Genomic DNA, 19,066 nt, shown 5'->3' with positions numbered 1-19,066 from the left:
TGTTGGATATAGGTCATTAAAACGACTGATATCCCTAAGTTGGCAAACATAAAAAAATAAAAATGAGGATAGCAAAATTAAAAATATTTCTGCTTTTTTATACAATAATATCTATAGTTTCGTGCTCAAAAGATGATTCTAATACCCCTACAAATGTAGAAACAGAAAAATGGGTCATCAGTGCAAAACATAATGACGGAAGCAGGTATGAGTATTCCTATCATAAAAATCTACTAACGAAAGTTACTAACATAAAACAAGATGGTAGTATCGAAGAGTCTATGGTAATCTATAATGCCAATAATACTATTAATAAATATGGAAATAACAACTATGAATATGATAACAATGGAATTCTTATTGGATATAATCAGTATTCAATAGAAGGATACAAAGGCCCATCAATGAGTAGTCGTGTTAGTGTATACGATAAAAACAGCTCCTATGGAGACCCCGTTATGCATTTACGCTTAAATAATTTAGGCAGAGTAGTCTATAAAGAGGTTCCTAATGATCATTATATTAATTATTTTTACGACGAGAGCGGGAACATTATAAAAGAAGAATATTGGCATCGCCAAGACATCCTATTAAATACTATATATTATGAATATTCTGAAACTCAAAATCCTTTTTATGGGCAATTAGAATCTATTTATATACAGCGTTTCATCAGAATGAATTCACCAGTCGTGTTTTTAAATGGGTACGAATTTCCATATCAAAAAAAAAATATCCGCAAAGTAACTTATTTTAGTGAAATCAATGGAGAACCTGAATATTATGAACATATAGATTATTCTTATACATATAACTCAGATTCAGACCCAATTAGTATTGAAGCAGTATACTCCAATAATTCAAATCCATTCAAACTGGATTTGGAATACAATAAATAAAAAAACGTTTGCCAACACTGTGTAAAAATAATTGCTTGGTTACAGCCTACTCGGAAAATCTTGCAGATTTTCCTTTGGGCTCGTTTCATTTTTGCTAAGTTAGTTGCTTAATCACGCAACTATCCTTACACAAGACCGTTAAACGAATCTCCAAATTACTCAAAAACCACACCTTGCTTTTTCCCAATAACTACTTGTTAAAAACCCTGTTAACATCCATCAACCCGAACCTTAAAAAAGGTGTGCTTTTCACTTTCTTTTAACATACTCAAATTAAGGCCTAAAGACTCATTTCTGGAAACTATGGATGACAAAGCTTTGATATTCAAACACCAAAGTTTTTCTACCGAAATTATTTCAAAATAAACATGGTTATTTGGTAACCAGCCTAAAGCCCTTTTGTTTCCATTTTAAAAGATTTTCTAAATTGACCATATATAATTTTCAGTAACTTTAGTTTAACCTTAGAGATAAGTCATTAAAATGGCTGGTATTCTTTAGTTGTGACGCATTCCCTTTAGGCATTAATTAACTCTCTTTTTATATTAATAAATATACTTTCTAAACCATTATTGTTGTCACATATATTATATTTGTAACTACAAATATAACTGAATGAATAAAGACATCAATCCTAAAGAACCAAATAATAATATTGGCTACTTACTTTGGCAAACCACCATGTTATGGCAAAGACAAATGAACAATGTATTAAGCAAAGTAGAACTCACTCATACCCAATTTGTGATACTGGCATCATTAGGATGGCTATTAAAAAAATCTAATAATGTTACTCAAAAAGAGATTGCCCATTTTAGTAAGACAGACAGAATGATGGTTTCAAAAATACTGCGAACCCTTCAAAAGAATGAGTTGATTGACAGAAAGGAACACGAAACAGATACAAGAGCAAAATGTGTTTTCTTAACCGAAAAAGGTAAAAACACTTTACAAAAAGCTTTTAAAGTAAAAGTTCATGCAAATAATGAGTTTTTTAGCAACCTACCTGACCAAGAACGATTCATGAATGACTTAAAACATATTTTGACACAGCAATAACAAAAAACTAGTACAGAATTATAAACGATTAATAATTACATCACTTAAAAAAAACCAATGAAAACAAACCTAATTTTAGTAATCGTATTGATCTTTTTGTCTTCATCATGCAAAAATACAACGGACAAAAGAAAAGAATTGAGCTTTGATGATAAAGTCAATGATTACATCCAGAAATTCCCCTATCAGGACACCTACAATTATATGGTTGCCTACACTGGAGGTGACCCAAGTAAATTAAATAAACCGACCGAAGGACAGCCTGAGCTAACAAAGGCAGGGGAAGACAAAATTGTCCGCATGAATAATGACACCTATTACACCGGTGGGTTTGTTTATTTAATAAACGGCCCTGTAAAATTAAGTGCTTCATATAGCGACCCAACTCGTTTTTATTCCTTTCAATTGGTTGATGATAAGAATTGTAATTTTCAGAATATCATAAACCCAGAAGGGGATTATTATTTATACTATGACGAAAAACCCAAAGGGGTAAAAGAAGAACAACTCATAAAATCACCTTCTTTAATTGCTGGGGTAATAACACGTGTTGAAGTTAAGGATAAAGACAATGCTCAAGATGTTGAAACAGCAAAGCAAGTTTTTAATGGGGTAAGTATTTCGGGGCCTGAAATAAAAAAATTTCCTAAACTTGATTTATTAAGCGGTTTTGAAGATTCTGTAGCTAATAGAGCTAATCAATTAATGGATTCCGTTTTTGCTAATGTTCCTTTTAAAGCTTTAGTTGCTTCACCAGAACAGGTTCCAAACGAAGTTTCATATCTAAATTTGGCGGCAGGTACAAAAGGAGGCTGGGGAGGTCCTCTAGCGTCACATAGTTCTTACCACATGATGTTTTTTGACAATTTGGGTAATAAACTTGATGGCAATAAAGGAACGTATACCATTACTACTGAAGAACCTAATGTTGATGCTTTTTGGTCTGTCACTGCATATGATACCGAACGTGGTGGCTTCTTTCATCCCAACAAAAACGACCTTTACCACATCAACAATACTACTGCCATACGCAATTCGGATGGAACCATCACTTTTACTTTTAAATCTAATTGTGAAGTTGGAGACCTGAATTGCTTGGAAGTCCCTTCCGGAAAATTTGATTTAGCAGTACGTTATTATTTACCTCAAGAAGATTTAATTTCTGGTAAATGGACTATGCCACTACCTGTTTTGAAAAACAAATGAATTCCTCAACAAACAAAATAAATAATATGAAACTAAAATATTCCTTTACATTCATCTTCGCGTGCTTCTTTTTTCAATTTTCATTTGCTCAAAAGGACGACACTGCCAAATACGCAGCTGATGTTCCAACTTCTTTATTAACTCCAGATAAAGTAGAAACAGATTTATTAGGTACACTAGAATTTATTGATGGTTTACCCAATGAAGGTACTGTAAATAAAACATACGACTTTTTAACGGTATCTAGAGGGGTACAAGCTTTCTTAAACGGTATGCCAGCGGCATCCGTTTATGCTATGTTGGAAGGATTAAAAGGTGCGGGAGTAAAGCCTGGAGATATCGCAACCTTTGAAAATTTAATGGATGCGCGTACTTTGTTTTTAACTGCAAACTCTAGCACCCCCTATATACTTGGTGAAATAGATTTAAAAAATGGACCAGTTGTCGTTGAAATTGCACAACCTGTTTTAGGCTTTGTTAACGATGCTTTTTTTCATCATGTTGCTGACCTAGGCATTACTGGAAAAGATAAAGGTGCTGGTGGAAAATACTTGTTTATTGGTCCCGACTATGAAGGTAAAATACCAACCGGTTATATTACTGTAAGATCTAGAACTTACAGACACTGGATGCTTTTACGATTGGTTTCTAAACCAGAAGAAGCTAAAGTGGTCATGAACAAATTCAAAGAAACATTTAATTGCTACCCGTTATCTGAAGCCATAAATAAACCGAAACAAAAATTTATTGATTTATCAGGTCAGCAAATAAACACTATCCATGCGAATAATTATGAATTTTATAATGAACTCAATGCAGTTATTCAATATGAGCCCGCCAATGCCTTTAATGAAGAGTTAGTAGGTGTTTTCGCCTCTATTGGTATTAAAAAAGGAAATCCATTTGCGCCAGATCAACATACAAAGTCACTACTACAAGAAGCTGTTGCTATAGGTAATGCTTCTGCTAGGTCTTTATGCTATAGACCAAGAGATAAATCCGCCTATTTTTATGAAGATAGACAGTGGTATTCATCGTTTGCCGGTGGCGTACATGATTTCATTAATAATGGAGAAATGGTATTAGATGATCGTATCATGTTTCATTATATGGCAACAGGAATTACACCAGCAATGGCCGCTCCAGCGGTAGGTACAGGTTCGGTTTACGCATTTACGGCTCACGATTCCAAGGCAAACTATTTAGATGGTAGTACAACCTACAAGGTTACCCTTCCTGCTCCTATTCCAGCTAAAGATTTTTGGTCCTTTATTGTTTATTCCAACCAGCATCGTTCTATGTTGGAAACAGATCAAAAATTGGCGGGTATAGATAATTTGAATCCCGATGTTAAAGCCAACAAAGATGGCTCTTATACAATTTGGTTTGGCCCAAAAGCACCAAAAGGCCATGAAAACAATTGGGTACAGACTTTACCAGGTAAAGGATACAGTGTTTTGTTGCGGTTATATGGACCATTGGAAGCTTGGTTTGATAAAAGTTGGAGACCTGGAGATTTTGAAATGGTAAAATAATTCAAGGATGAAAAATTTCACCTATTTACTCATCCTTGGGGTTATATTGACTTCCTGTACATCTAAAACTTCAAATTTATCGGATAACAACCCTAAAAGTCCAAACATTTTATTGGTAATGGTTGACGATATGGGTTGGACTGATATCGGACCTTATGGCGGAGAAATTAACACGCCAACAATAGATAGGTTAACGAAGAATGGCACCCAGTTTACTGACTTTCATACCTCAGTAAGTTGTTCACCTACCCGATCGATGCTCTTAAGTAGTGTTGACAATCATATGGCTGGCCTAGGGAATATGGGAGAATTATTATCTCCGAACCAAATTGGCAAGCCTGGGTACGAAGGGTATTTAAACCAAAATGTTGCAAGTTTAGCAGAGGTTTTAAAAGAAGTAGGTTATCATACCTACATGGGAGGCAAATGGCACTTAGGACATGATAAAAACAGCATTCCGAGTGCACGAGGCTTTGAAAAAACATTCTGCATACTTAATGGTGGTGCAAGTCATTTTCATGACATGACAGCAATTATGGAAGCTGACTCGGTAGAATACGCGCTAAATGGAAAAAAGTTAGATAAGCTACCTAAAGACTTTTATTCATCAAAAAGCTACACTGATTTTCTCATAAATAATATTCGAGAACAAGAAGATGATCAACCGTTTTTTGCTTATCTGGCACTTACCGCTCCACATGACCCGCTTCACGTACCAGAACCATGGTTGAGTAAATACAAAGGGATGTATGATGAAGGTTATGAAATATTACGAGCCAATAGAATAAAACAAGTTAAGGACTTAGGCTTAATAAATGAGGTAGCAAAAACCCCAAAAATGAATCAATTGGTTAAACCATGGCAATCTTTGTCAAAAAGTAAAAAAGCCATTGAATCTAAAAACATGGAAGTCTATGCCGGCATGATTGAAAACCTCGATTACCATATGGGGAGAATGCTTAACTTCCTATCGGATATAAGTGAACTTGAAAACACAATTGTACTGTTTTTATCAGATAATGGTTCAAATCCGTGGAGCAATACTGATTATCCAGGAAATGGAGATGGAGTTTATTTAAGTCAATTTGATAATAGTATTAATAATATTGGTAATCCTACCTCGCATATGGCCTATGGTATTGGCTGGGCTTCCGCAAGTTCAGGACCTTTTGATTATTTCAAAATGACTTCTGGAGAAGGAGGAATTCGAACGCCTCTAATTATGAGTGGACCAGGAGTTTCAAAAAACACTATAAATAAAGAGCTAGTTTATGTTACAGATATTATGCCAACCCTATTAGATATGATTGGTATAGAGCTTATTGATTCTTATAGAGGAAAAAAGGTATTGCCATTGATGGGTAAATCTTTTTCAAAAATGCTAAATGGAGAAAATTCTACACATTATAGTGATAAAGAATATATAGCAGGTGAAATGCAAAATGGTAAATGGATTCGAAAAGGAGATTTTAAAGCTGTATTTATAACAAAACCCTATGGCTCGGACAAATGGGAGCTGTATAATTTAGCTGTAGATCCAGGTGAAACGACTAATTTGGCAGCGCTTGAAAAAGAATTGTTAAAGGATCTAGTGCAGGAATGGGAAAAATATGCGGAAGAAGTTGGAGTTGTTGAATTTGAATAAACATGACAGATACCTGAACCATCAGACGAATCGTCAAAACACTCAAAAATCACACCTTTCTTTTAACATACTCAAAATCAATGACTAAAGACTCATTTTTAAAAACTATGGATAACAAAGCTCTGATATTCAAACACCAAAGTTTTTTCTACCGAAATCATTCCAAAATAAACATGGTTATTTGGTAACCAGCCTAAAACCCTTTTTTTTCTATTTTGAAAGATTCTCAAACTTGACCATATAGTTTTTTTCGGCTACCTTCGTTTAACTTTGGAGATAAGCCATTAAAACGACTGGTATTCTTAAATTGTGTACAATTAAAACCTATAATTATGAAAGAAATAAAATACCCGAAATCCTTTTCACATATTGGAATAACAGTACCCGATATCAACAAGGCTGTAGAATTTTATGAAAGCGTTATGGGATGGTACGTAATAATGTCTCCTGCAACGGTTAAAAAAGAAACAGAAACTGCCATAGGGCAAATGTGTATTGATGTATTTGGAGAGCATTGGGAGGAGTTCGAAATTGCACATATGTCAACTTCTGATGGGATTGGAATTGAATTGTTTTCTTTTCCACACGGCATTAAAGAAGCGCCTGAATTCAATCCATTTAATACAGGGCTTTTCCATTTTTGCGTTCAAGATCCAGATATTGAGAATCTAACCAAAAAAATAGTTGAGGCTGGCGGAAAACAGAGAATGCCAATAAGAGAATATTATCCAAATGAAAAACCTTATAAAATGGTATATGTACAAGACCCATTTGGAATCGTATTTGAAATTTACACTCACAGCTACGAATTAACGTATTCATCAGGAGCATATCAAGAATAAAAAGACCTTAAATATTTACTCATGGTCATAGCCGCTATATTTAATTTGTAAACCTCACAAGTGCATAAGACTATATATTGGAATACTTCTGTTATTATGGGTTACCAGTTGTAAAACTAGTAATGAAACGTTGGTAGACGTTGATGGTAACACCTACAAAACAATAAAAATTCATAATACCTTATGGATGGCCGAAAACTTAAGAGTTGAACATGACACCTCTGGAGAAAAATTGGATTATTTCTTTCCAAATGAAGATTCAACTAATATTAAATCTTATGGCTTATTATATGATTTTGAAAATGCATGCAAATCATGTCCAAAAGGTTGGAGAATTCCTAACAATAAAGAGTGGGAAGCGTTATTTGATTTTACAAAAAACAATATTGCGAGTAACTATAAAGACAATTCGTTTTGGAATGATGAAAGTAATTCTAATAGCACTAAGTTTTCAGCACGCCCTGCTGGTATAGGAAATAGTCAAGAGCACCCTAATAATTTTAATGAAAAGATTTTGTTTTGGTCGAATTCCAAAGAAGAAGAACATTTTATTTGGGCATATATTTTTGAAAAAGGAAAAAACAAAATTAGAAAAGCTTCACAACACCCAACCTATGCTTTTTCAGTAAGATGCATTAAAAACTAAACACAACAACACACATAATTACTTTCATATTTGCCACTTGCAAACCCCTTCAGATTTTCACTAACTGCCTGAATTTTTGTATTTAAACGTGTTAAACATATTGCCAAAACACCCAAAACTGGCCCCCTCCTTTTTATCCAATAACCCCTTGTTAAAAACCCTGTTAACATCCACCTCGCCTTTCCTTAAAAAAGCCATACTAAATCATGAAAAAAGTGTATTTTTGCACTTTCTTTTAACATACACAAATTAAGACCTAATGATTCATTTCTTTGGAAACGTAAATAGCAAAGTTTTTGCTGTTCAAACAACAAAAGAATTATCTACTGAAACCATTTCAAAATTAACATGGTTATTTGGCAACCAGCCTAAAATAGAGCAAGCATCATTAGATGCTTTTTTTGTTGGTCCGCGTGCTGCGATGATTACACCTTGGAGTACAAATGCGGTGGAAATCACCCAAAATATGGGGATTAGCGATATTATTAGAATTGAGGAGTTTGAGGCAGTTGCGGAAGATTTTAAGGAGTTTGACCCGATGATTTCGGAGAAGTTCGATGGCTTGAATCAACAGAGTTTTACTATTAATATTAAGCCTGAACCGATTTTAAATATTGAGGATATTGCAGCTTATAATGTGCAGGAAGGTTTATCGTTAAGTGATGAGGAAGTTGAGTATTTAAAAGGTGTTGCAAAGAAAATAGGAAGACCGCTGACCGACTCGGAAGTATTTGGGTTTTCTCAGGTGAATTCGGAACACTGTCGCCACAAGATTTTTAACGGTACGTTTGTTATCGATGGTGAAGAAAAACCGACCTCCTTATTCAAATTAATCAAAGAAACATCGAAACAACACCCTAACGATATTGTTTCGGCTTATAAGGATAATGTGGCTTTTATTAAAGGCCCAAAAGTGGAACAGTTTGCACCAAAACGTGCCGATGTGCCTGATTATTACACGACTGAAGATTTTAATTCTGTAATTTCTTTGAAAGCAGAAACACATAATTTCCCTACTACTGTTGAGCCTTTTAACGGTGCTGCAACAGGTTCGGGTGGTGAAATTAGAGATAGACTTGCTGGTGGAAAAGGCTCTTTACCTTTAGCGGGAACTGCGGTGTATATGACTTCGTATTCTCGTTTAGAAGAAAACCGCCCTTGGGAACATGGTGTTGCAGAACGTGATTGGTTGTACCAAACGCCAATGGATATTTTGATAAAAGCCTCTAACGGTGCATCGGACTTTGGTAATAAATTTGGGCAACCTTTAATTTGTGGCTCAGTTTTAACTTTTGAACATGAAGAAGATGCTAGAAAACTAGGTTTCGATAAAGTGATTATGCAAGCCGGCGGTATTGGCTACGGAAAAGCAGATCAAGCTTTAAAAGACACACCAAAAACAGGTGATAAAATAGTGATTTTAGGTGGTGAAAATTACCGCATTGGTATGGGTGGTGCTGCAGTATCATCTGCAGATACAGGTGCTTTTGCCTCTGGTATTGAATTAAATGCTGTACAGCGCTCTAACCCTGAAATGCAAAAACGAGCGGCCAATGCGGTACGTGGTATGGTAGAAAGTGATGAAAATTTCATTGTTTCCATTCATGATCATGGTGCTGGTGGGCATTTAAATTGTTTATCTGAATTAGTAGAAGATACTGGTGGCAAAATTGATTTAGATGCGCTTCCTGTTGGTGACCCTACCCTTTCTGATAAAGAAATTATTGGTAACGAATCTCAAGAACGTATGGGGTTGGTTATTGGTGAAGACCATATAGAGACGCTTAATAAAATAGCAGACCGCGAACGTTCACCAATATACACTGTTGGTGATGTAACTGGAGATGATAGATTCACATTTCAGTCTAAAACCAAAGGCAACAAACCTATGGATTTAGCTATGGAAGATATGTTTGGAAGTTCGCCTAAAACGGTAATGACTGACAATACGGTAAAAAGAAACTACGCAGATGTTGCTTATAATTCTGATGAGTTTCATAACTACTTAGATCAGGTATTACAACTTGAAGCTGTAGCTTGTAAAGACTGGTTAACAAATAAAGTAGACCGTTGTGTTGGTGGAAAAGTAGCCAAGCAACAATGTGTTGGGCCATTACAAATTCCTTTGAACAATGTGGGTGTAATGGCATTGGATTATAAAGGGAAAGAAGGTATTGCTACGTCTATTGGACACTCCCCTATTTCTGGATTGATTAATCCTGTGTCTGGAAGTAGAAATTCAATTACTGAATCACTAACCAATATTATTTGGGCCCCTTTAAAAGATGGATTGCACTCTGTTTCTCTTTCTGCAAACTGGATGTGGCCTTGTAAAAATGAAGGTGAAGATGCTCGTTTGTATGAGGCAGTTAAAGGCATTTCAGAATTCTCAATTGATTTAGGTATTAATGTACCTACAGGAAAGGATTCGCTATCCATGAAGCAGAAATATCCTAATGAGGATGTAATTTCTCCTGGTACAGTTATTATTTCGGCAGCAGCCAATTGTAATGATATTTCTAAAGTTGTAGAGCCTGTTTTTAATAAAAACGCTGGAGCTATTTATTATATAAACATCTCACAAGATAATTTTAAATTAGGTGGTAGCTCTTTTGCTCAAGTGCTAAATAAAATTGGAAACGATGCTCCAAGTGTTAAAAATGCATCTTATGTTAAAACGGTTTTCAATACCATTCAAGATTTAATTAGAAATGAACAAATAGTTGCAGGACATGATGTGGCTTCAGGTGGTTTAATAACTACTCTTTTAGAACTATGTTTTGCAGACACTAATTTAGGTGCTGAATTAGACCTCTCTGCTTTAAATGAAAAAGATTCCCTGAAACTATTATTTGCAGAAAATGCAGGTATTGTGATTCAAGCAAAAGACGCTTCGATTGAGAAAGCTTTAACTAATGCCAATATCGATTTCCATAATATTGGTAAAGTAACTGTAAGTGATACGCTAAGTGTAATTAACAACGCTGAAGTATTTACCTTAACGGTTTCAAGATTACGTGATGTTTGGTATAAAACCTCTTTCTTATTAGACCAAAAGCAAACAGCTAATGGTTTAGCAAAAGATAGATTTGAGAATTATAAAAAGCAACCACTTAAATATACATTTCCAAAACATTTTACTGGAAAATTACCTGCCATTGGAAACACTAGACCAAAGGCTGCCATTCTACGTGAAAAAGGATCTAACTCGGAGCGTGAAATGGCAAACGCTATGTATTTAGCTGGTTTTGATGTGAAAGATGTTCACATGACCGATTTAATTTCTGGTCGTGAAACTTTAGAAGATATTCAGTTTTTAGGTGCCGTTGGAGGTTTTTCTAACTCTGATGTTTTGGGTTCGGCTAAAGGTTGGGCAGGTGCTATTAAATACAACGAAAAAGCTAATAAATCGATTAAAAACTTCTTTGATAGAGAAGACACTTTATCTGTTGGTATTTGTAATGGATGTCAATTATTCATGGAATTAGAGGAAATTAATCCAGACCATGAAATTCATGGAAAAATGCATCATAATGAATCTCATAAACATGAGAGCTCATTTACTTCTGTGAAAATTCAAGAGAATAATTCGGTCATGCTTTCTACACTTGCAGGCACAACCTTAGGCGTTTGGATTTCGCATGGTGAGGGTAAATTTAACTTACCATATAGTGAAGATAAATATCATATTGTTGCGAAATACGGTTATGAAGGCTATCCTCATAATCCAAATGGTTCTGATTTTAATACGGCTATGATGAGTGATAAAACAGGACGTCATTTAGTAACTATGCCACATATAGAGCGTTCTATATTCCAATGGAATTGGGCGAATTACCCTTATGGTCGTAAAGATGACGTGTCGCCTTGGCTGGAGGCTTTTGAGAATGCTAGAGTTTGGATTGAGAAACACTAGTAAAAAAACTATTATTAAAAAAAGCCTTTACGCTTGTAAAGGCTTTTTTTATTCTACGATTCGAAACCAATAACGCAAAAGTCACTAAAATTTCTAGCTTAAAACATGTAAAATTTGTTATTCGAAAAACAAAAAAGGTACCCTACAACTCTCTCATCTGTAAAGCACCTTAATTGACTAACCAACGAAGTTTTAGGCGAACTCCAAACCTTTTCCATTTAATATTTTATATGCTCTATTTACAGAGCGTTTCATAAGCAAAGAAATTATGAATGCGATTATAAATAGCCCTGCAAAAACTGTTAAAGTAGCATCTAAAGAACCAGTGGCATTTTTCACCACATCATAAATTGTTGGTCCCACAACACCAGCGAGTCCCCATGCAGCTAGAACCATACCGTGTATAGCTCCTAATTGTTTGGTTCCGAACAAGTCTCCCAAGAATGCTGGCAAAGTCGCAAAACCTCCTCCATACATGGTTATTACAGTGAATAGAACAATTAAGAAACTTAACTCCATAGTCATTTTCGGTAAGAAATAGAACGCCAAAATCTGGAATGCAAAAAATATGATATAAGTATTTGCACGCCCTAAATAATCTGATAAACTAGACCACATAATTCTACCCAAACCATTAAATACCCCAATAAAACCAACTATAGCCGCAGCTTCCATGGGTGTGTAATTAAGCTTTTCCTGCATCATTGGACTTGCAGCCGATATAATAGCAATCCCACATGCAATATTGATAAACATCATAATCCAGATATAATAAAAACGTGGTGTTTTTAAAGCTGCATTAGCATCGATATTAGCCATATCCTTTTTAATAGTCTTCCCTTCTCCTGGTTTAAAGCCATCAGGCAAATACCCCTCTGGTGGTCTTTCAATATAGCGAGCAGAAGATAAAATTAGAATCATATAAATAATCCCTAATACATAGAAGGCGTTAGATACTCCTACGGAGTCAAATAAAGACTGCATAACAGGACCAAATATTAAGGCCGCGAAACCAAATCCCATTATAGCCATTCCAGTAGCTAATCCACGCCTGTCGGGAAACCACTTCACTAAAGTACTTACAGGGGTTATATAGCCTAACCCTAGACCTATACCTCCAATAACACCATAGCATAAATAAAACAACCATAAAGATTCTAACTGAACTGCTAAACCTGATCCTAAAATACCAACACCATAAAATATCCCAGCTGTTGTTCCACTAATTTTTGGGCCTACTTTTTCAACCCAACGTCCTAAAAATGCTGCTGATAATCCGAGTAGTAAAATAGCTATTTTAAAAGCCCATTTTATAACACTACCATCAACATCAAATATATCTTTTACAGGATTAGTCATTACCGAATAGGCATAAACCGACCCAATTGAAATATGGATTCCAACCGCCGAGGCAGCTATCAACCATCTATTCTTAAGTTTTTGTGTTTTCATAATACATAAAGTTCGAGTGTGCTTAATAGCAACATCTCTTAGTTAGTTTTTACTTCCTTGAAATATTTTTCGAGTATAGTTACTGCCGATTTTATTTCATCTGGCGTATTTTCTCGAGCATCTTCCAACTCATATTTCCATCCTAAAGATTTCCATTTATGAACTCCAAGTTTATGGTAAGGTTGCAGTTCAATTTTCTCAATGGTTTTATAATCCTTAAAATATTCACCCAAAGCATGTAATAACTCTGGAGTATTCGTTATTCCAGGTATTAAAACATACCTCAACCACATTTTTTTGCCTGAAGCTTCTCTATGCTTTGCAAAATTAAAAGTGGTTTCCTTATTTTTTTGACCTGTGATATACTCGTAACCGGCTTCCGTCATATGCTTAATATCTAGCATAACCAAGTCGGCATATTCATCTAACAGTTCTTCTGTAAAATGGTTAAGCAGTCTACCGTTTGTATCGATATTCGTATGAATATTAGCCGCTTTAAGCTTTTTAAAAAAAGGGATCAAGGCCTTCGATTGCAATAAAGGTTCGCCACCAGAAACAGTTACTCCACCCTTTTTACCAAAATAAGGTTTCATTTTCGCCGCCATTTCAGCAAGCTCATTAATATGATATGCTTTTCCTCCATGTGTATCAATGGTATCTGGATTATGGCAATACAGACATTTTAATTTGCAACCTTGCAAAAAAACAACCATTCTAACACCTGGTCCGTCATGGGTACCGAACGACTCAATAGAGTGCACGTTTAATATGTTATCTTGAGTTTTGATAAGGCAATCTTTTTAAACAAGCATCCGAAAAAGAAGTATTTCACTCCTTTTTCAGATGCGTCAAAATATTAATAAAACTACATGGATTCGTGGAAAGAACGTGTAATCACCTCCATTTGCTGTTCTTTTGTCAATCTCACAAAATTCACAGCGTAACCTGATACACGAATGGTTAATTGAGGATATTCTTCAGGGTGTTCCATAGCATCAAGAAGCATCTCTCTATCAAGCACATTTACATTTAAATGTTGTGCATTATTAATAAAATATCCATCAATAATAGTTGTTAAATTTTCAATTCTTTCAGCGTTTTCAGCACCTAAAGATTTTGGAACAATCGAAAAGGTGTTCGAAATACCATCTAGTGAATCTTTATACGCAATTTTAGCCACCGAATTTAAAGATGAAATAGCACCATTACAATCGCGACCATGCATTGGGTTTGCACCAGGTGCGAAAGGAATTCCTTTAGCTCTACCATCTGGAGTAGCACCTGTTTTTTTACCGTAGGACACGTTTGACGTAATAGTTAATACAGACATGGTAGGTTCTGCATCTTTATACACAGGTAACTTTTTCAACTCATTATTAAAATCTGCTACGGCATTCGCAGCTAAAACATCCACGCGATCATCATCATTACCATAACAAGGGAATTCACCTTCTACTTTAAAATCGACAGTTAAGCCTTCCTCATTTCTTACTGGTCTTACTTTTGCATACTTAATAGCCGATAACGAGTCTGCAACTATAGATAAACCTGCAATACCATATGCAATATTAATACTTGGATTCGTATCAATCAATGCCATTTGAGCTTTTTCATAATAGTACTTATCATGCATATAGTGAATAATATTCATGGAGTCATTATACACACGAGCGACCTCTTTCATTGCAATTTTGAAATTAGCCATTACTTTATCAAAGTCAAGAACCTCACAATCACATTGTTTAATTCCTTCAACCATAAGTTTACCCGTATTCTCACAACGTCCGCCGTTAACAGCCAATAGCAATGTTTTAGCTAAATTAGTACGAGCTCCAAAGAATTGAATAGATTTACCTAAATCTTGATAAGACACACAACAAGCAATTCCATAATCATCAGAACCACGTTCAGCTCTCATTAAATTATCATTTTCGAATTGAATAGAAGAAGTATCAATTGCAACTTTTGAACAGTAATTTTTAAAATTTTCTGGCAGGTCTTTAGACCATAGCACAGTCATATTAGGCTCTGGCGATGCACCTAAATTGTATAAGGTATTCAAGAAACGAAAAGATGTTTTTGTAACTTTCGTTCTGCCGTCTGCAAACATACCGCCTATGGCTTCAGTTACCCAAGTAGGATCTCCTGCAAATATTTCGTCATAAGCACTCATTCTTAAATGGCGTACCATTCTTAACTTCATCACAAACTGATCAATATACTCTTGTGCTTCCTGCTCTGTAATAAGACCTGATTCTAAATCTTTTTGAATATAAATATCTAAAAATGTCGATGTATTACCTAAGGACATTGCAGCACCATCTTGTTCTTTAACAGCCGCTAAGTACGCCATATAAGTCCATTGTACCGCCTCCTTAGCCGTTTCAGCCGGACGTGTTAAATCTAAATTATAATTCGTACCTAAAGTGATGATATCTTTCAAAGCTCTAATTTGCTCTGAAACTTCCTCACGTAAACGTATAACAGCCTCGGTCATTGGGCCTTCAATATTTGCTAAATCTTTTTGTTTCTCTTCTATTAAGAAATCAATCCCATAAAGTGCTACACGACGGTAATCACCAATAATTCTTCCTCTAGCATAATTATCAGGTAAACCCGTCAAAAACCCTAATGAACGGAACTTTCTAATTTCTGCATTATAAACATCAAAAACGCCATCATTATGTGTTTTCACATATTTTGAAAACAGTTCTGTTAAAGTATCATTAGGTTTCACCCCTTGTTCTGCCAATGCTTTTTGAACAACTTTAAAACCTCCAAAAGGCTTCATAGCTCTTTTCAATAATTCGTCGGTTTGTAAACCTACTATAACTTCATTGTCCTTATCAATATACCCAGCAGCAAATGCGCTAACTGTTGAAATGGTTTCCGTATCTACTGAACGTACACCATTATTTTTTCTTTCCTCTTGGGTGGCTTGCTTACAAACTTCCCATAATTTTTCAGTTTTGTCACTTGGTCCAACTAAAAACTCATGTGTTCCATGGTAAGGCGTAATGTTATTAATTACAAAATCTCTAACATTGACTTCCTTAGTCCAAATTCCGTTTTTAAATTCTTTTACTTCCATTTTACTAAGTATTAATATTTTGAAAAATCCAGTTTGATTTACATATCAAAGATAGATACCGCATGAAATAATAAAGATGATAAATGTCAGTTAAGACCATAAATCATGTCGCCTTTTGATTAAAAAACGTGCGAAAACGTTTGCGTTATAATATTTTGAAAATGAATTATTTAAGCTTTGACCTTATTCTATTAATAAATCTTAGGTTTTGCTTAATTCTTTAGATAATTATGAAACAAAAACTGAAATTCATTTGAAGGATTCATAAAAATCAATAGAAACCACTACCAGTTTTTAATAAATTCTCAGCTATTTGTTCAGCTACAAATAATTCTATAAATTAAAAATCAACACACTATATTCAACTCTTACTTGAGCAATCAATTTGAAAAGACTATTTATTTTCATACTTTGCAGTATCACATGCTATAAAAAGAACTCATGACTAACATAACTAGACTTTTTGATTTTCCTTATCATCAACTAAACACGCACCCTTTAGAAGCTTGTTTGGTGACTAAATATAATGGGCAATGGAAAAAAACTTCAACCCAAGATTATATCAATAAAGCTAATGCGATTAGTAGAGCTCTTTTAAAACTTGGTGTTGAAAAGCACGATAAAATTGCTGTTATTTCTTCTACCAATAGAACAGAATGGAATATTATAGATATTGGTGTGCTTCAAGTAGGCGCGCAAAATATTCCAATATATCCTACCATAAGTGCCGAAGATTATGAATACATCCTTAATCATAGTGAATCTATTTATTGTTTCGTTTCAGATGAAGAGGTTTTAGAAAAACTTAATAAAGTAAAGTCTAAAACTAACCTGAAAGAAGTTTATTCATTTGATAAGATTAAAGGTTGTAAACACTATTCTGAGTTATTAGAATTAGGTAAATCGGATGAAAATCAAAAAGACGTAGAAGATAGAAAAACCAATGTAAAACCTGAAGAATTAGCAACTATAATATATACATCAGGTACTACAGGAAAACCAAAAGGTGTTATGCTATCTCATAATAATATAGTTTCAAATGTATTGGCTGCTGCTAAACGATTTCCGCTACCCCATGGAGACCGCGCCTTAAGTTTTTTACCCATATGTCATATTTTTGAGCGTGTATTTACCTATCTATACCAGTACGCCAGTATTGAAACCTATTTTGCAGAAGCTTTAGACAAGATTGGAGACAATGCTAAAGAAATTAAACCTTCAACTATGACCGTAGTTCCAAGGCTTATTGAAAAAGTTTATGATAAAATTATGGATAAAGGAGCCGACTTAACTGGCTTAAAAAGAAAGTTATTCTTTTGGGCCGTAGATGTGGGTGCCAACTTTAAACCATATAACAAAAATGGAGGATTTTATGAATTTAAACTGTCTATTGCTAGAAAGCTCATATTTAGCAAATGGCAAGAGGCCTTAGGCGGTAATATTGTATTTATGGCTTCGGGGAGCGCTGCCTTACAACCAAGACTGGGTAAAATTTTCGGAGCTGCTAATATGCCGATTATGGAATGTTATGGTCTTACCGAAACCTCTCCAGGTATATCTGCGAGTGACAGACGAAATGGAGGTTGGAAAATTGGACATGTAGGGCGAGTTATTGATGGAGTTGAAGTTAAAATTGCCGAAGACGGTGAAATTTTATGTAAGGGCCCTAATATAATGATGGGCTATTATAAAGATCCTGAAAAAACAGCTAGTGTTATGACTGGCGATTATTTTCATACAGGCGATAAAGGAGCAATTGATAATGATGGGTTTTTAAAAATTACGGGACGTAAAAAAGAAATGTTTAAAACCTCTGGTGGAAAATATATCATTCCAACACTCTTAGAAAATGAATTAAAACAGTCTCGTTTTATTGAACAAATAATGGTTATTGGAGAAGGCGAAAAAATGCCAGCTGCTTTAATTCAACCCAATTTTGAATTTGTACATGAATGGGTTGAACGCAAACACCATCCTATTGAAAACTCTTGTGAAGCCATTGCTAACTCAGAGATTGTTCAGAAAAGAATCCAAAAGGAGATTGATAAGTGCAATAAGAAATTTGGCAAATGGGAACAAATCAAAATTTTTAAATTAACTCCAGAAGTTTGGGCTATTGACTCTGGACACCTTACACCCACCATGAAAATGAAACGGTCTGTTATTAAAGAAAAGTACCATCTACTCGTTGAAAACATCTACAGACCTTAATATTTATTAATGCATTAATTACACTTGTTTTAATAAAATTTCTTAATTCAATTTTTGTCTATTTTATTATGCATGCATAATAAAATTTTCATATATTTGGGCAAACCATCCTAAAGTATATGAAAGACAAAACCATTGATTACGTTTTAAGAACAACATGGTTAACCGTTCAAAAAATGTATAATGAAGAAGCAGGCAAATTTGGAAGTACCATGGCCACAGGGTTTACTTTGTTGAGTATTGATCCTGAAAAAGGCACCCCCTCAACAGCATTAGGCCCAAAAATGGGAATGGAAGCTACTAGCTTATCTAGGATTTTAAAAACCATGGAAACTAAAGGGTTAATTGTACGGAAACCAAACCCAAACGATGGCAGAGGTGTAATCATTTGTTTAACTGAATTTGGTATTGAGAATAGGGACTATTCTAAAGAAAAAGTATTGCTATTTAATGAAGCCATTAGAAAGCATGTTTCTGAAGAACAACTAGATAATTTTTATGAAACCGCTGAAGTCATAAATGATTTAGTTTGTAATAAAAAAATATACAATCAAAACGATTAGT

General features: G+C 34.7%; 13 protein-coding genes. 10 read left to right on the top strand and 3 right to left on the bottom strand.

Annotated elements, in window-relative coordinates:
• The first annotated feature begins 62 nt into the window (after nt 1–62).
• From Q0857_RS10255 to purL, 8 genes are all read left to right on the top strand, one after another.
• The gene (locus Q0857_RS10255; protein ID WP_298534706.1) at nt 63–899 is read left to right on the top strand and encodes a hypothetical protein; all 837 of its coding nucleotides are present in this window, start codon (nt 63–65) and stop codon (nt 897–899) included.
• Between the two features lie 615 nt (nt 900–1,514).
• The gene (locus Q0857_RS10250) at nt 1,515–1,958 is read left to right on the top strand and encodes a MarR family transcriptional regulator (RefSeq protein WP_298534703.1); all 444 of its coding nucleotides are present in this window, start codon (nt 1,515–1,517) and stop codon (nt 1,956–1,958) included.
• Nucleotides 1,959–2,015: 57 nt separating this feature from the next.
• Nucleotides 2,016–3,164, top strand: a complete 1,149-nt coding sequence (locus tag Q0857_RS10245; RefSeq protein WP_298534701.1) for a DUF1214 domain-containing protein — start codon at nt 2,016–2,018, stop codon at nt 3,162–3,164.
• A gap of 26 nt (nt 3,165–3,190) precedes the next feature.
• Entirely contained in the window at nt 3,191–4,699 is a 1,509-nt protein-coding gene (locus tag Q0857_RS10240; RefSeq protein WP_298534699.1) for a DUF1254 domain-containing protein, read from the top strand.
• Between the two features lie 7 nt (nt 4,700–4,706).
• A complete protein-coding gene (locus tag Q0857_RS10235; protein WP_298534697.1) occupies nt 4,707–6,344 on the top strand; it encodes an arylsulfatase in 1,638 nt (545 codons plus the stop codon).
• A gap of 332 nt (nt 6,345–6,676) precedes the next feature.
• Nucleotides 6,677–7,186, top strand: a complete 510-nt coding sequence (locus Q0857_RS10230; RefSeq protein ID WP_298534695.1) for a lactoylglutathione lyase family protein — start codon at nt 6,677–6,679, stop codon at nt 7,184–7,186.
• Between the two features lie 130 nt (nt 7,187–7,316).
• Entirely contained in the window at nt 7,317–7,832 is a 516-nt protein-coding gene (locus Q0857_RS10225; protein ID WP_298534693.1) for an FISUMP domain-containing protein, read from the top strand.
• 259 nt (nt 7,833–8,091) lie between these two features.
• Nucleotides 8,092–11,748, top strand: coding sequence for a phosphoribosylformylglycinamidine synthase (gene purL, locus Q0857_RS10220; RefSeq protein ID WP_298534690.1), 3,657 nt, complete (start codon nt 8,092–8,094; stop codon nt 11,746–11,748).
• Nucleotides 11,749–11,940: 192 nt separating this feature from the next.
• Here purL and Q0857_RS10215 read toward each other — a convergent pair whose 3' ends face one another.
• From Q0857_RS10215 to pflB, 3 genes are all read right to left on the bottom strand, one after another.
• On the bottom strand, nt 11,941–13,200 hold the full coding sequence (locus tag Q0857_RS10215; protein ID WP_298534688.1) for an OFA family MFS transporter: 1,260 nt from the start codon (nt 13,198–13,200) through the stop codon (nt 11,941–11,943).
• Nucleotides 13,201–13,238: 38 nt separating this feature from the next.
• Complete coding sequence (pflA, locus tag Q0857_RS10210; RefSeq protein WP_298534685.1) at nt 13,239–13,961, bottom strand: pyruvate formate-lyase-activating protein; 723 nt, start codon at nt 13,959–13,961, stop codon at nt 13,239–13,241.
• Nucleotides 13,962–14,065: 104 nt separating this feature from the next.
• Complete coding sequence (gene pflB / locus Q0857_RS10205) at nt 14,066–16,291, bottom strand: formate C-acetyltransferase (protein ID WP_298534682.1); 2,226 nt, start codon at nt 16,289–16,291, stop codon at nt 14,066–14,068.
• A 441-nt stretch (nt 16,292–16,732) separates the two neighbouring features.
• On the opposite strand from pflB, the gene Q0857_RS10200 reads away from it, so the two are divergent.
• Both Q0857_RS10200 and Q0857_RS10195 read left to right on the top strand, forming a co-directional pair.
• Nucleotides 16,733–18,502, top strand: coding sequence for a long-chain fatty acid--CoA ligase (locus tag Q0857_RS10200; protein WP_298534680.1), 1,770 nt, complete (start codon nt 16,733–16,735; stop codon nt 18,500–18,502).
• Between the two features lie 119 nt (nt 18,503–18,621).
• A complete protein-coding gene (locus Q0857_RS10195; RefSeq protein WP_298534677.1) occupies nt 18,622–19,065 on the top strand; it encodes a MarR family transcriptional regulator in 444 nt (147 codons plus the stop codon).
• The last annotated feature ends 1 nt before the right edge of the window (nt 19,066 follow it).

Source organism: uncultured Algibacter sp. (genome assembly GCF_947495925.1).
GTDB lineage: Bacteria > Bacteroidota > Bacteroidia > Flavobacteriales > Flavobacteriaceae > Algibacter_E.
This window is presented reverse-complemented; position numbering and strand designations above follow the sequence as displayed.

What these genes read in the sequence shown, in the direction of transcription:
- Q0857_RS10200 (WP_298534680.1), top strand. Translation starts at nt 16,733, where the DNA reads ATGACTAACATAACTAGACTTTTTGATTTTCCTTATCATCAACTAAAC.
- Q0857_RS10245 (WP_298534701.1), top strand. Translation starts at nt 2,016, where the DNA reads ATGAAAACAAACCTAATTTTAGTAATCGTATTGATCTTTTTGTCTTCA.
- pflB (WP_298534682.1), bottom strand. Translation starts at nt 16,291, where the DNA reads ATGGAAGTAAAAGAATTTAAAAACGGAATTTGGACTAAGGAAGTCAAT.
- purL (WP_298534690.1), top strand. Translation starts at nt 8,092, where the DNA reads ATGATTCATTTCTTTGGAAACGTAAATAGCAAAGTTTTTGCTGTTCAA.
- Q0857_RS10235 (WP_298534697.1), top strand. Translation starts at nt 4,707, where the DNA reads ATGAAAAATTTCACCTATTTACTCATCCTTGGGGTTATATTGACTTCC.
- Q0857_RS10250 (WP_298534703.1), top strand. Translation starts at nt 1,515, where the DNA reads ATGAATAAAGACATCAATCCTAAAGAACCAAATAATAATATTGGCTAC.
- Q0857_RS10255 (WP_298534706.1), top strand. Translation starts at nt 63, where the DNA reads ATGAGGATAGCAAAATTAAAAATATTTCTGCTTTTTTATACAATAATA.
- Q0857_RS10230 (WP_298534695.1), top strand. Translation starts at nt 6,677, where the DNA reads ATGAAAGAAATAAAATACCCGAAATCCTTTTCACATATTGGAATAACA.
- Q0857_RS10240 (WP_298534699.1), top strand. Translation starts at nt 3,191, where the DNA reads ATGAAACTAAAATATTCCTTTACATTCATCTTCGCGTGCTTCTTTTTT.
- Q0857_RS10195 (WP_298534677.1), top strand. Translation starts at nt 18,622, where the DNA reads ATGAAAGACAAAACCATTGATTACGTTTTAAGAACAACATGGTTAACC.
- Q0857_RS10215 (WP_298534688.1), bottom strand. Translation starts at nt 13,200, where the DNA reads ATGAAAACACAAAAACTTAAGAATAGATGGTTGATAGCTGCCTCGGCG.